16 protein-coding genes are annotated in these 14,395 nt (G+C 38.7%); 7 read left to right on the forward strand and 9 right to left on the reverse strand.

Features of this window, described 5'->3' with window-relative positions:
• Together K345_RS0108695 and K345_RS0108700 are read right to left on the reverse strand one after the other, a co-directional pair.
• On the reverse strand, positions 1 to 360 hold the full coding sequence (locus K345_RS0108695; RefSeq protein ID WP_028973830.1) for a hypothetical protein: 360 nt from the start codon (positions 358 to 360) through the stop codon (positions 1 to 3).
• Entirely contained in the window at positions 357 to 1,046 is a 690-nt protein-coding gene (locus tag K345_RS0108700; protein WP_028973831.1) for a YggS family pyridoxal phosphate-dependent enzyme, read from the reverse strand. Before K345_RS0108700 ends, K345_RS0108695 begins: the two co-directional genes overlap by 4 nt.
• 105 nt (positions 1,047 to 1,151) lie before the next feature.
• On the opposite strand from K345_RS0108700, the gene pdxS reads away from it, so the two are divergent.
• The 4 genes from pdxS to K345_RS23650 all read left to right on the forward strand — a co-directional run bounded on the left by pdxS (position 1,152) and on the right by K345_RS23650 (position 3,362).
• Positions 1,152 to 2,057 (forward strand): pyridoxal 5'-phosphate synthase lyase subunit PdxS, encoded by a 906-nt coding sequence (pdxS, locus tag K345_RS0108705; RefSeq protein ID WP_028973832.1) that lies wholly within the window; start codon positions 1,152 to 1,154, stop codon positions 2,055 to 2,057.
• Positions 2,023 to 2,637: a pyridoxal 5'-phosphate synthase glutaminase subunit PdxT gene (pdxT, locus tag K345_RS0108710; protein ID WP_245584612.1), complete on the forward strand. Its 615-nt coding sequence runs from the start codon at positions 2,023 to 2,025 to the stop codon at positions 2,635 to 2,637. Before pdxS ends, pdxT begins: the two co-directional genes overlap by 35 nt.
• Positions 2,638 to 2,911: 274 nt before the next feature.
• Positions 2,912 to 3,178 carry a hypothetical protein gene (locus K345_RS0108720; RefSeq protein WP_028973834.1) on the forward strand — a complete coding sequence of 89 codons (267 nt, stop codon included), beginning with the start codon at positions 2,912 to 2,914 and terminating at the stop codon, positions 3,176 to 3,178.
• Between the two features lie 49 nt (positions 3,179 to 3,227).
• A complete protein-coding gene (locus tag K345_RS23650; protein ID WP_281169311.1) occupies positions 3,228 to 3,362 on the forward strand; it encodes a hypothetical protein in 135 nt (44 codons plus the stop codon).
• Between the two features lie 35 nt (positions 3,363 to 3,397).
• On the opposite strand, the gene K345_RS0108730 is transcribed toward K345_RS23650, so the two are convergent.
• The 4 genes from K345_RS0108730 to K345_RS22325 form a co-directional block, all read right to left on the reverse strand.
• On the reverse strand, positions 3,398 to 3,721 hold the full coding sequence (locus K345_RS0108730; protein WP_028973835.1) for a DUF2834 domain-containing protein: 324 nt from the start codon (positions 3,719 to 3,721) through the stop codon (positions 3,398 to 3,400).
• A 239-nt stretch (positions 3,722 to 3,960) separates the two neighbouring features.
• The gene (locus tag K345_RS0108740; RefSeq protein WP_028973836.1) at positions 3,961 to 4,947 is read right to left on the reverse strand and encodes a phosphotransferase enzyme family protein; all 987 of its coding nucleotides are present in this window, start codon (positions 4,945 to 4,947) and stop codon (positions 3,961 to 3,963) included.
• Between the two features lie 265 nt (positions 4,948 to 5,212).
• Complete coding sequence (locus K345_RS0108745) at positions 5,213 to 5,701, reverse strand: GNAT family N-acetyltransferase (protein WP_028973837.1); 489 nt, start codon at positions 5,699 to 5,701, stop codon at positions 5,213 to 5,215.
• Positions 5,702 to 6,281: 580 nt separating this feature from the next.
• Positions 6,282 to 7,169 (reverse strand): hypothetical protein, encoded by an 888-nt coding sequence (locus K345_RS22325; RefSeq protein WP_028973838.1) that lies wholly within the window; start codon positions 7,167 to 7,169, stop codon positions 6,282 to 6,284.
• A gap of 155 nt (positions 7,170 to 7,324) precedes the next feature.
• Here K345_RS22325 and K345_RS0108755 point away from each other — a divergent pair, with 155 nt between their 5' ends.
• From K345_RS0108755 to K345_RS0108765, 3 genes are all read left to right on the forward strand, one after another.
• A complete protein-coding gene (locus K345_RS0108755) occupies positions 7,325 to 8,671 on the forward strand; it encodes an ABC transporter substrate-binding protein (protein ID WP_028973839.1) in 1,347 nt (448 codons plus the stop codon).
• Positions 8,672 to 8,734: 63 nt separating this feature from the next.
• Positions 8,735 to 9,664, forward strand: coding sequence for a carbohydrate ABC transporter permease (locus K345_RS20390; RefSeq protein WP_037571655.1), 930 nt, complete (start codon positions 8,735 to 8,737; stop codon positions 9,662 to 9,664).
• On the forward strand, positions 9,664 to 10,563 hold the full coding sequence (locus K345_RS0108765; RefSeq protein ID WP_028973840.1) for a carbohydrate ABC transporter permease: 900 nt from the start codon (positions 9,664 to 9,666) through the stop codon (positions 10,561 to 10,563). The genes K345_RS20390 and K345_RS0108765 overlap by 1 nt, the downstream gene beginning before the upstream one ends.
• Positions 10,564 to 10,565: 2 nt before the next feature.
• On the opposite strand, the gene K345_RS22330 is transcribed toward K345_RS0108765, so the two are convergent.
• Genes K345_RS22330 through uvrB form a run of 3 tightly spaced genes read right to left on the reverse strand, consistent with a single transcriptional unit; the run spans position 10,566 to position 14,395 of the window.
• A complete protein-coding gene (locus K345_RS22330) occupies positions 10,566 to 12,038 on the reverse strand; it encodes a DUF445 family protein (RefSeq protein WP_053228168.1) in 1,473 nt (490 codons plus the stop codon).
• Complete coding sequence (locus K345_RS0108775) at positions 12,039 to 12,407, reverse strand: SH3 domain-containing protein (RefSeq protein WP_028973841.1); 369 nt, start codon at positions 12,405 to 12,407, stop codon at positions 12,039 to 12,041.
• Complete coding sequence (gene uvrB, locus K345_RS0108780; protein WP_028973842.1) at positions 12,404 to 14,395, reverse strand: excinuclease ABC subunit UvrB; 1,992 nt, start codon at positions 14,393 to 14,395, stop codon at positions 12,404 to 12,406. The genes K345_RS0108775 and uvrB overlap by 4 nt, the downstream gene beginning before the upstream one ends.

Raw genomic sequence — 14,395 nt, forward strand, 5'->3', positions numbered from 1 at the left:
TTATCTGGACCTGTGTTTTTTTATTTTAAAGACGATCATATCAGCTATAGCGATTACAGCAGCAACTGAAACCCCTATATAAATTTTTGAGTAAGCTTCTTTCTCCGAGGATGACAAGCTCTGGTTCGCTACCCAGGGAACATAGGGGGCCCCATAGGCATCAGCATAGCTATTGTATCCCAGATTAATGAATAATAAGGCAAAAGGTATGGCCCCTAAGAAAATAGATTCAAAACGACGCATATCTAAAGCCCACCTGGGAAAATCATCCCGATCCCAGGTAACAGTATCCTCATCAGCAGCCATAAGGGGATTGAGTAATAACAGACCTGTTATGACCAGCGTTATAAGGCGTTTCAAGCATATACCCTATGACCAAAGATTGCCGTTCCCACTCTCACTAAGGTCGAGCCTTCCTGTATAGCCCATTGGTAATCTCCGGACATTCCCATAGACAGAGTGTCCCAATCATATCCTTTAGCTATTCCCTTTTGATACATATCATATAGGGCAGCAAAGCTTCTTCTAATCGGAACTTCTTCCCCTACAAAAGGAGCCAGGGTCATTAAGCCTTTTAAATGAAGGGAGGACAGACCATTAACGTGCTCCACTAATTTCCACAGATTATCTTCACCTTCCAGTCCGTTCTTACTGGCTTCACCTGAAGTATTCATTTCAATAAGGACATTCAATTGCAGTCCTAGGTCAGTTGCCTTCTTATCGAGGAGAGTAGCTGTTTTTATCTTATCCAGGCTTTGAATGGCTGAAAACAAACCAGGAACTTTAGAGGCTTTTTTAGATTGTAAATGACCAATCATATGTAGTTCTAAGTCCCCGGGTGGATTAGTAAATTTATCCAATGCTTCCTGGACTCTATTCTCACCAAAGAGTCTTTGACCTTCTTCATAAGCAGCCATAGCCGCTTCTAAGGGATGATTCTTACTCACAGCCATAAGGCGGACTTCATCAGAAGATCGTCCTGCTTTATGACATGCTTCTTTTAGTCCATTGCGGACAATATTCAAGTTGACTTTAACCTGTTCCATTTCTTAATTTTAACATATGGTCACCCCCCAGGGAAGAGTGATAAGAGTCGAATCTTGACTTAATCAATCCGACTAATGTATTGTGACCGAACAGGAGTCTTAAGTATGAGTGAAAAACAATTTACTGATCGCCAAAAAGCGACATGGAGAAATAAGGTCGGATTAGCAGAAATGCTAAAAGGTGGAGTTATCATGGATGTTGTAACTCCCGAACATGCAAAGATTGCAGAGGAAGCAGGAGCTTGTGCAGTAATGGCATTAGAACGTGTTCCAGCAGACATCAGAGCCGATGGCGGTGTTGCCAGAATGTCCGATCCTAAATTAATTAAGGAAATCCAGGAAGCAGTATCTATTCCTGTCATGGCTAAGTGCCGAATTGGTCACTTTGCTGAAGCACAGATATTGGAAGCTTTAGGTGTCGATTTTGTGGATGAAAGTGAAGTTTTAACTCCCGCAGATGATCAATTCCACGTATATAAAGATGATTTCAAAGTCCCCTTTGTCTGTGGTGCTAAGAACCTGGGAGAAGCCCTTCGACGTATTGGTGAAGGAGCTGCCATGATCAGAACCAAGGGGGAACCTGGTACTGGTGATGTTATTGAAGCCGTAAGACATATGCGAACTATGGTAGATGAAATCAAGAGATTAACGACTTTACCTAAGCAACAATTGATGTCAGCAGCCAAGGATCTTCAGGCTCCTTATGACCTTGTCTGTGAAGTAGCAGAGACAGGGAAGCTACCTGTTCCTAACTTCTCAGCTGGTGGTATTGCCACTCCTGCTGATGCAGCGTTAATGATGCAATTAGGTGCAGAAGCCGTTTTCGTTGGTTCTGGTATATTCAAATCAGATAACCCAGCTCGAAGAGCAAAGGCAATTGTTGAAGCTGTTACCTATTACAATGATCCCAAAAAACTTGCTGAGATCTCTGAAGATCTTGGTGGACCTATGACTGGTATTAATTGTGATGATTTAAGTGACAAAGAAAGAATGGCCGAAAGAGGTTGGTAATATGATCATTGGAGTATTATCACTCCAAGGGGGATATGCCAAACATGCTGAATCCATGATTGCCCTGGGAGCGGATACTAGATATGTCCGCTCAAGGGAGGAATTAGAACAAGTAGACGGTTTGATACTACCCGGAGGAGAAAGCACTACCATTGGTAAACTACTAGATCGTTTTGAGATGCTTACTCCTTTAAAGGATAAGTTAGCTAATGGGTTTCCCGTGTATGGAACCTGTGCAGGTATGATCTTATTAGCGAAAGATATCAAAGGTTATAGTCAATTCAAACTTGATGCGCTTGACATCAGTGTAGAACGAAATGCCTATGGAAGACAGATCGAAAGTTTCGAAGCAGAGATCCCTTCTTCTTTTACAGATACTCCTGTGAGAGGTGTCTTTATTAGAGCACCTCGAATAACTAATATTGGAAAAGAAGTGGAAGTACTAGCTAGTTTTGAAGACGTTCCTGTTCTCGTACGAGAAGGCAATGTATTAGCTGGTAGTTTTCATCCAGAACTAACTGATGATAAGAGAATCCATCAATATTTTTTGGAGATGGTTAAGAATAGGGCTGATGTTTAAACATCAGCTTTTTTTATTAATGGAAAATATGTTGATTCTTCCTTGTAGATTAGATTTCTTATTCTCATGCCCGGACCTCTAGCCAATTCTCCGCCCCTACCCTATTGCTTTCATATATTATGAGAATCAATATGAAAAACCTAAGATTAATGACGTTCCTGAACTGGATGAGTATGAATCCTTCTCTAACAGGGTAATAGAAAATGGTTCCAGATATGGTGTAATAATCAGTAAAGACAAGATATTTTACAACAATCTAAATCTTTGATTAGTATTGGATCAAGAAGACCTGTACTTTGATTCCACAGGATATCTCAGTTATGACATTGGCGATAATACTGTACATTTTATTTTTGGTGGTGGCTATGTAACCGATGACATTCTATTCACAAAGAAATCTACAGAGTTCGGCCGTAAGGATATTTTGGAAGAAATATGGGACACTGATAATAAGGAAGTAAATAGTGAGTATAGCTATGAAACCTTTACAAAACCCACAAAAATAACGAATCTCAGTAGACTTTTATCTACCTTTAGATAACCTAGTACTGTTAAATGGCTTTTTTGATTTCGATCATCCTGAGTTGTACATGGACAATGCCAGAATAATAAAGAAGGTATTGGTTGAAGATAATGTTCACTTTGAACAAATTGACTTTCCCAAAGAAGTAGATAACATCAAGTTAACCGTATTAGAAGTTTTTAGGGTACTTAGCATCGGTTGATATCTTATTTGGTCTTTCCTTCAGAGATGATATGCTTATTCCAATTCCTCAGGTTTTGATAGTTCCTTAAGAAATAAAAATACTGGTAAGCCAAAGGAGACACCTACAGTAAATGTTCCCAAAATAGATATCCAGGAAAATTTAATCTTTCTTTTTTTATTTTCATTCCCTATGAATATGACTAGAACAATGGCCGATATGATTACATCAACAGCAAAGAAACGACTTCCGTTAGTCTGAAAGATTTGAGATATTAATAATTCCAAATTAAATCCATTTTTAATAAAAAAGGAAACAAGAAAGAAATAGGGAACGACTAATCCGATGATTGCTAATGTAAAATAAATTCTTTTTTTCATTTTTCCTCCGATGGATGGTCCAATTTCGTGATTCAGCTTAGTACAAACATACTACTCAATAATGGGCTTTCCCATTTATAATATGTTGGTTTCCCCCTTTTGCAACTGATATTGAATCTTCATTGACTTTCATTATTTTTAGAAATAAATCGGACAAGCTAATAGAATATAACATTCTAGGTGTACCTGAAAGAAGTACCTGTTTATACTTCCTTCAGGCTTACAATTATATTTCCTTTTTAAAATCCTATAAAATATGAATTCTTCCTATCAGTTAATTTTCTAATAAGATCATTCATCCAATCAGAATTATCCTCACAGACAGCTAGGTCAATAGATCTTTGTAGCTTTTTATAAGATATAAAATGATGCAATCTATAGAAATTGGGCATCTGTAGGAGTTCTTCCCTAGAGATATTATTTACGTTTCTATAGCCTTTAATAAACGATAGAAATCTTTCATCCTTTTCCTGGAGCTTTTTTCCATCATCAAATAAATCTCTTAATGCATAAGCAATATCTGCGACATACCATGAATAAAGGGAATCATCAAAGTCGATCGTATATAGTCCTTTTTCGTTCCAGATCACATTATCTAACTCGAAATCGTAATGGATAAGACCATAATTTTCCTTGTTCTTTCTTAAAGTCTTTAGCCAATTACTAAGATATTCATATTCCTTTAATTCTGCATAATCCATTGATTGAGATTCATTTAAATATTCTTCAATTATATCCATATGCGAACTTCTATGGACTGCAATCTCTTTAGGCATTTCTTTGAATGCGTTGTGAAGCTTTCCGAGGGATTCCCCCCAAATAAGAAAGTCATTACTATCCATACTATCAATATCTTTATGCTCTCCGCATAGACGCTCAAATACACAGGTATGAAAAGTACCATATTGAGTTTTCATGCTTTCAACATATTTATCATTGATGGAAAGAATAGGTCTTGAGATATGGATCTTTTTAGATTTTAAATACTGTAACAACGCAATCTCTGATTCAATGCTTTCTAATGAACGTTCTGAATCACTATTGAATCTGAGAACAAAGTGTTGTTCTTCCTTTTTAATATAGCATACAAAATTAGCGCTAGCACGCCACATTTTAATCCAGTTTTCTTCATGTTTCCAATACTTTGCCAACTCTGCTGCCAATTCACAATCCCAATCTGAATTTACAGTAGAAAATACATCTCTCATTAGAGATAATTTCATCATAAGTCGCTCCTATAATTTTGCGATGTTTTAGAGTTCTCTTGATTAAAGGAAAGACTTATAATATTTATTATACTATTCGTCTTTCCACCGTTTAACTATTCTTATGTAATTATTAGTAGTACTATTCATATATTTTCTGCCTCCTTATATTTTCCCAGCCAGGAATAGCCAGAAACCGATTTGAATTTAATTTAGACCTGAGTATAACATGTCATGTTTTTGAGATATAAGAAGAATCGTAACAACCTAATAGTTTCTTTATCATTCATGAACAAATAATTTCATAGTCAATATATGATCCACTGAAACTCGTATCAGTATTATTTTCCCTTACACGAATCTTATTAAATCCGACACTTTCGTAATTCTTTTGAGCAGCTATTAGATCCCTATTTGTTGTGACCCTAATCTTCTTCACAGTATTTTCAAAGATTCTTGAAATAGCATTTTGAAGTTGTTGCTTTCCATATTTTAAGCCTTTGTATTCTGAAATAATACAGTTATGACCTAACTCCACATACTCTGGAATATTTCTTGGATCCCAACAAACAAAACCTATAGCCTTATCTTCTAAACAAGTGATAATACAACAGCTATCAGCTATTGTTAGGTTGTCATAAAAGAAGTCATCACATTCTTGCCAATTAGACAGAAAATGTTCCTTGTATCTAATATCAAATGAATAGGCCTTTTCAAGGAGATTGAACAATATCCCTCTTTTAAAATCACTCGGTTTTCGAAACTCAATTTTCATATAGCTTCCCCTTTTTTATATCTTTTATTCCAAGGTATAATTCAAACTCTTCTGTATACACAAGAACTACTTAGGCTCCAAGCTTTTATAGGAACTCTCAATCCTATCCATTTCCTTTGTAACTTCTCTAATTAACCCGTTATAGTCCTCATTGAATTCAAGATATTTGAATCTGCTAAATAAAATTTGCAATTATGAAAGTATATAACTGAAGAGTTCAACCAGGAAACACTTTATAGATCATGAATATTTCTAATTAACAACAATGTCCAGGTAGGGGCACAGCTTCATAGTTCTCCTCCCATTGCCCCCCTTTCCCTATATCCTCGATCCTGTTTCATAATAGACAACTTGGTCATTCATCATAGCCTCTTTACTTCTTTCATACTTACCTTTCAATATTAGAAGGGCCTTCTAACAACTTTAGAAAGACCAGCTAACTTTTTTAGAAGGCCCTTCTAAAACTTTTAGATGCCCTTTCTAATTGAATAATGCTTACAGGAGAAGTCAATAGATTATGATTTGAAAAGTAAAAATAAGCTGTCACAAACTATCCTTGTGACAGCCATGATAGCAGTCCCTAAGACCATTCTTTCAGCAACATCCTTGCCTCTTTAGCATAGGCTTGCTGATCGATATTTAAGGAGGATTGTTGTCCCTCTAGTTTATTAAAAACATCTGATATAATGGTCAAAGCTTCCTCTTTGTCATCCATAGTAGGCTTAACCTGAGCTTCATAAGCCCGAGCCTTTTCATTAGGACTAGAGGCTTTGTTATAATCAGACTTAATGTCCTCCCATTCTTTTAATCGTTTCTTAAGACTCCAGCCTCTAGCATAGAGATGACGAGCTAATTGGATGTTATAGTCATAGCGGAAGAATCCTACATCTTGTTTCTGTATTTGTTCCTTATATAAGGCCAAAGTATAGTAACCATAACTTACTGCCCACACTTTATCACCAAACATTAATCCTCCTGGTACTTGTTCATACATTTGCCCGAGGACAAAATAAGAATCGACGAAGTCCGGATCCAATTCAACCACCTTAAGAAGATCATCACGCATAGGCTTGGCCTTTGATAAGGAATCCATAATACCATTGATGGTAGCTATCCTTCCCACATTACCAGCTCTCCAGAAGTAACCTAATCCATTACCAGGATCAGCGGCGATGGCTTTATCAGCAGCTTCTAGACCTGATTCATATAAGGAAAGGGCTTTATCTTCATCACCGCTCCCCTGCTCTTCTAGGAATCCTGCTTGATTATAGAAGCGGGCGATTCTCCAAAGGATCTCAGCTTTTTCTTTAGAACGGGAAGCGGAACTAAGATCTTGATTAGCTTGTTTAATACCCTCATCAATCTTGTAATCACTGAATAAATTATCTAATACAGCTAGTTTCTCCTGTGCATACACCGAAGCAAGCATTGATAGGAACAACACAATTAGTACGGTATTTCTTTTCATATTTTTTTCCTTAAAATGATTTCAATAACACACTTATACCCATCGTATCCTACATTTTCTGTTAGAAACAATACGCAAATCTAACAATCAGATAATTCACAATTAACAAGGCCGTTCAACAATGTCACATCATTTAAACTGAAAGGAGAGCTTTTATGAAAAGCCTTGCTAGTGTATTAAAAACAGCTTCTTTAATACTTATCACAGCCCTAACATTGATGGGGTGTCAAAAAAAACAAACACCCCAAACAGTCTCGAAATCATCTGATGGACCTGTAGAAATAGAGTTTTGGCATGCCTTCAGTGATGCCCCACGATCCGATTGGATTCAAGAACGTGCGGATGAATGGAATGCACAACACAAGGATTACAAAGTAGTTCCCGCTCGAAAGGGAAGTTATCGAGAGACACTTCAAGCCGCCGTATTAGCCGCACGACAGGGAGATGCTCCCCATATCGTCCAGCTATTTGAAGTCGGTAGTCAGCTAGCTAAAGATTCAGGGATATTTGAACCGGTAGGTAACATCGGACAATTTGATACTTCCGATTACATTGCCCCTGTTTTAAATTACTATACCCTTGACGGAACTGTTAATTCCATTCCTTTCAATAGTTCTAGCCCCATCCTTTATTACAACAAAGATATGATGAAACAAGCCGGGTTAGATCCATCCAATCCTCCTACAACATTGGAAGAACTAACAGCGGCTTGTGAAAAAGCTCAAGCTGCAGGAATCAAAAATGCAAAAATCACATTCGCCCTTCATAGCTGGTATGTAGAAGAATGGCTGGCAGAACAAGGAGCTCCCTTAGTTAATAATGATAATGGCCGAAAAGGCAGAGCAACGGAAGTTCTTCTCGAAAGCAAAGCTGTTAAGAAAATCTTTAACTGGTTCAAAGATACGAATGACAAAGGGCTCTATTCCTACACTGGTAAACTAGAAGACTGGAATGGTTCAGAAGCTATCTTTGAAGAAGGTAAGGCGATGTTTTTTATCACATCAACAGCAGATGTAGGGAATGTAGAGACTAACGTATCTGGTAAGTTTGAAATGGGTACTGGTTTATATCCCATCCCTTCTGGAACCAAAAGAAATGGGACCGTTATTGGAGGAGCTAGTGTCTGGATCACTAAAGGACATTCTGATGAAGAATTGGAGGCCTCCCGTGACTTCGTTCTCTTTATGACAAACACCGATAATATGATCAGCTGGCATAAATTAACAGGTTACTATCCTGTGCGCACAAGCTCTGTTAACAAACTAAAAGAAGAAGGCTGGTTTGAAACCGAACCTTTAAGAACGATAGCTTTTAAGCAATTACTTGAAACCATTCCTAACAGTTACACTGCCGGTGCTTTAATGGGCTCCTTCATGGATACTAGAACCATAGTGGAAGAAGCCTTACAAAAGGTTATCTCCGGTAAAAGTGTTGAGGAATCACTTAAGGAAGCAAAAGTTTTGGCGGATACAAAACTTAAAGAATATAACGATTCTCTTTAATAATCTCCTAAGCCTGTTCCTTAGGACAAAGGGAACAGGCTTTTATTCAATGATGAAACAACTATGAAAAAGAACCCCCTATTTAAGAGCAAAAAGACCATTATCATTGGTCTAGTCCCTACTATCATCATATTGATAGTGTTCCTGTACATACCTGTATTTCAGGGTATCTCATTGAGTTTTCACAGAGCGAACTTACTACTGGGTACTCGTAAATTCATAGGTTGGGATAATTATCTGAACCTTTGGCGACCACCTCTATCGCCCGCTTATTTTCAAGCCCTATTCCAGACTATCCTGTTATCTGTATTTATTATATTTCCCGGGATAGCCCTGTCCTATATCTTAGCCCTTCTTGCTCATCAACCCATAAAAGGGGCCAGGCTCTATAGGATACTTCTCATTTGGCCCTTTGCCCTGTCACCAGCTGTGGCAGGAACCATTATGTCCTTTATTTTTAATCCTGAAGTTGGGATTGTTAATCAAATACTCGAACCAGTGTTCCACATCAAACCCAGGTGGCTTGATACGCCAATCCTTACTTTTTTCCTAGTCGTAGGAGCTAGTATCTGGAAAAACCTCGGTTATAATATTGTCTTTTATCTGGCCGCCTTTCGTAATGTTCCTAAGGAATTAATGGAAGCGGCAGAAATAGATGGTGCAGGATGGCTTAGACGTAATGTTTTCATTCGATTTCCCCTGGTAGGACCAATCACTTTTTTCCTCATCTTTACAAATCTATCCTACAGTTTCTTTGAGATATTTGGATTAGTCGACATCCTGACAAAAGGAGGCCCTATTGGATCGGGTGTTTTTGATAACACAGGAGTGACGACGAACTTAATCTATAAGATATTCCAGGATGGATTCGGAGGATCCAGTAATATTGGATTTGCCGCCAGTCAGGGAGTCATACTTCTGATCATCATTGCAGGACTGACTTTTCTCCAGTTCAGATTAGGTTCTGCAAAAGTTTATTATGGAGGTGAATGATGAAGCATAATAAGTTGAATCACTTTTTTATTCATATCATTCTTAGTGTTGCCTGTTTCTTTATAGTATTCCCCATCCTCTATGCTCTTATTAAGGCTTCCCAATCGGAGGCTTATGTATTAGGCCCTAGCCTTATGCCCGGTAAGGAATTATTCCGTAACATAATAAGGGTATGGGATTCGGCAAATATGTCCCAGTTTATGGGCAATACCTTTATCATTGCCCTTATAGTGACTATAGGGAAAACTATCTTGTCCCTAGGAGCTGCTTTGGTCTTGGTCTATTTTTCCTTCCCCTTGCAAAATGCCCTATTTGTCTTCATCCTCATCACGTTATTAATGCCTACAGAAATCTTAATCGTAGGTCTGTTTGATCTTATTAGTCTGCAGCCACCCGGTTCATTGACAGAACTAATGACTTACCTCATTAATCCTCTGAATTATCTCGTCCATCCTCTGGAATATGGCTTGGGTTGGAATAATAGTTATCTGGCTATTATTGTTCCTTTCTTAGCCTCTGCAACAGGAACCTTTCTCTTTAGGCAACACTTTCTCTCTATTCCAAAAGCCTTAGGAGACGCGGCCCGAATGGACGGCGCCGGCCCCTTACGATACCTTTGGCACGTCCTCATTCCTATGAGTTGGAATACCATTGGTGCTTTGAGTGTGATTCAATTTGTCTATGTCTGGAATCAATACTTATGGCCGAGAGTCATCATCCGCAGAGAAGAACAGCAGATGGTTCAAGTAGGACTTAACCTACTGATTGGTGTGGGGGAAGGAATACAGTGGAATGTGGTCATGGCAGGAGTCATCATCACCATGATTCCTCCCCTACTGGTCTTCCTTGTACTCCATGAACAATTTATTAAGGGCTTTGCTCTAACAGAAAGTAAATAGAATTAGTATCCCAGTAGTTTTAATAAAACCTGGGATCCTCCAATGACGCCCCCTAATAAAGCACCGAAAAGATTGATATATCTGAGGTGCTTTTTAATAACAATTAGAAGAAGTTCTTCTACCTGTTCTATATCCAAAGTATTAATACGATCTTCAACAAGAGCTTGCAAATTAAGACTGGCCAAGGCTTGGGGAGCTTTCTGACGTACTAAAGACAAAGCCCCCTTCGTTAATTGATTATCCACAGTTTCTTTTAAAGATCCTGTATTTGGTAGCCAGGATTTTAATTCAAGATGGAAACCACCCTTATTTTGGTTATCAGCTAAAATGGTAGTGATTCGACGAGAAAGATGTTCTGACAAGACTTGGTAGTCCTTGCCATAGAATAAATGAATCAGACTTTTAATGTCTGTGCTTGTTAATTTATTAACAACACTGTGAACCATATTATATAACTGATTCTGAGGACCTTCTGAAGTAATGGCATTAAGAATCCTTTCATGGGCATTCATAACCATAGAAACCAGGTCCTCTTTGTCTTTACCAATAATCTGGGCTATGGTCTTACCTTTATATTCTTCCCAATATTTGTTCATGTTCTGTAAGAAGAGAGACTTTTGTTCACCATCCTTGAATAACATCTCTGCTTGAGAGATGAAATCCTCAATGATATCGGGCATCCTTTCATGAAGGGTCTTATCATACTGTGCTGCAGATACGAAGAACTTCTGCATAGTGTTTAATTTCTGTAGAACATCCTGGATGAAGAAACGGCCCCGAAGGGCTAAGTCCTGCCTGGTTTTATCTTGACTCAATAAATATAAAACCAGATGACCTAAAGGTTCCCAAAGGAAGCCCAGTAGGGACTGAACCTTATGGAATTTATCATCCCCAATGATTCTATCGAGGGGATAATCCTCTTTGATCCAGAGGAGGACACGATCCCTAATGACCTCAGTAATCTGATACCAGATATTAGAATGGATAAGAGTATTTGTAAGAGTCTGTGAATCCTGATGAGGGTCAAAACCTTTGAGAAGATCAATTATTTTATCATCTTCCCAGTTTTGAATGAGGATATTAATCCTTTCACTTATCCACTTACGAGTGTCTGCTTGGGTTAAGAAATCCTTAAACCAATCACCGTTACCCTGTAGATATTGGCCTAAATCTGTAGATAGGATCTGGGTGGTAAATTGACTGACCTGTTCATGAACCGTAGCTTCAAAGCCTCCTCCCTCCAGGTGTTTGGATAAAACTTCTTCTGTTAATAGCTTTTCAGATACCATCTTACCAATATTACGGGCCAGGCTTTCCCTTTGTCTGGGGATGATACCAGGTGTAAAAGGAAGGGGAATACCAAATATTTTCTTCTTGGTAAAAGGTCTGAATAACATTTTGATTGCTAAAGCATTAGTAACATAGCCAATGATAGCACCTAACAAAGGAGGAAGAACGTAAGTTATCCACTCCATCTATCGAGTCGCCTCTGAGGCCGCTTCTGCCTGAAAGATAGAATCGTACTTATCCACATAGGCCCCGAAGACCCAGCCATTTACATCTTTATATTCTACTTTATGCCAAGGGGCATTAATATTATCTAAGCGTTCCTGCCAGGCTGTTGTTGATACAATCTTCACAACATACCCCGGTCGTAACCTGGTCTCTACTTCCGAATCCCGTGTGGGCTCTGCAAAGACCCTTAGGTAAGCTGATTTGATCACCCCATATTCATAATCTTTTGTTAGTATGGGATTACTTGGTAAATCAATCTGTCCGATTGGTTCTGGTTTATCACAAGATAACAATACAAATAAAATAAATAAGGATAGGAAAAGCCTCAATTATCAGCTCCTTGTAGTTTTTTAATTTCATCTCGTATTTTGGCAGCCTTTTCGAATTCCAGATTCTTAGCATGTTCAAGCATTTCTTTCTCAAGGGCTTTCACAAGGGCAGCACGCTGCTTGGGAACCAGAATATTATATCCATCTTTAATATCATCGATAGAAGTTTCTGTGTCCTTAGTATCCTCTTCTATTTCCCGTTCGAGAATATCATGAAGAGCTTTCTTTATGGTTGTAGGAGTAATGCCATGTTTCTCATTATACTCGATTTGAACCTGACGGCGTCTTTTGGTTTCAGAGATGGCCTCATCCATAGCCGGACTCATACGGTCGGCATACATAATAACATGACCATTCTGATTTCGGGCCGCCCGGCCAATTGTTTGAATAAGAGCTGTCGTTGAACGAAGGAAGCCAATCTTATCAGCATCAAGGATAGCGACCAGGGATACCTCAGGTAAATCCAGGCCTTCCCGTAATAAGTTGATTCCTATTATACAATCATAGATACCCGCTCTAAGGTCTTTTAGGATCTCAACACGCTCTATGGTCTCGATCTCCGAATGGAGATAACGGACTTTCATTCCCATCCCGAGAAAATAATCACTCAAGTCTTCTGACATTTTCTTTGTAAGGGTAGTAACGAGTACCCGTTCATTCAACTTAATTCGTTTTTGGATCTCTCCATAAAGGTCTTCAATCTGACCTTCAGTAGGTCGAACATCCACTTCAGGATCAAGAAGCCCTGTAGGTCGTATAAGCTGTTCGACAACATGGCCATTTACCTTATCCATCTCCTCTTTACCAGGAGTTGCTGTAACATAGATGGTTTGTTGAGTAAGGTCTTCAAATTCTTTATAGAATAAGGGCCTATTATCCAAGGCACTAGGTAAACGGAAACCGAAATTAACAAGATTGCTTTTACGGCTCTTATCCCCTTCATACATTGCCCGGATCTGTCCCAGAGTTACATGACTTTCATCAATTATGGTAAGGAAGTTATCAGGAAAATAATCTAATAAAACAGAAGGGCGTTCTCCCTTCCGGCGTCCGGCCAGATGTCGGGAGTAATTCTCGATACCGCTACAGTATCCCATCTCTTCCATCATTTCCAGGTCATATTCTGTACGGCTCTTGATACGCTGAGCCTCGACAATCATATTCTTCTCTGTAAAGTAATCCACTTGATCTTTCAATTCCTGGCGTATGATCTCCAAACTGCTGTGGATTTGGTCTTCAGGCATAACAAAGTGTTTGGCGGGATAAATAATACAGGAATCAAGGTTTTCCAATGTTTCCATAGTTAGAGGATCGAAGCGCTTGATGTTGACAACCTCGTCAAACTCCAAATCAATACGGAAAGCATCCTCTGCATAGGCAGGATAGACCTCAATAATATCTCCCCGGACTCTAAAAGCGGCTCTATCCAAGATGGTGTTATTACGCTCGTACTGTAGGCTTACAAGATGACGTTTGAAATCATCTAAATCTAATTCATCCCCTACGTGAAGGGTGATTCGCATATCAAAATAGCTCTTGGGGTTACCTAGACCATAGATACAACTGACGGTGGAGACGATGATTACATCTTCTCTCGTCATTAGGTTAGCTGTAGCAGCCAATCGCATTCGGTCTATCTCGTCATTGATGGACGAATCTTTTTCTATATAGAGATCTTTACTGGGAACATAAGCTTCCGGTTGATAGTAATCATAATAACTTACAAAATAGTTCACCGCGTTATGGGGGAAGAATTCTTTTAACTCCCTGTATAATTGGGCGGCTAATGTCTTATTATGACTAATGACCAAAGTTGGTCTTTGCGCTCTGGCGATCACATTAGCCATAGTAAAAGTCTTACCTGATCCAGTCACGCCTCTTAAAGTCTGATACTGTTTACCTTCAAGGACACCTTTAGTGAGTTCCTCAATAGCAGGACCTTGATCGCCAGAAGGAGAATATTCACTGACGACTTCGAATTTAGGCAT

The sequence above is a fragment of the Spirochaeta cellobiosiphila DSM 17781 genome, from assembly GCF_000426705.1.
Lineage (GTDB): Bacteria > Spirochaetota > Spirochaetia > DSM-17781 > DSM-17781 > Spirochaeta_E > Spirochaeta_E cellobiosiphila.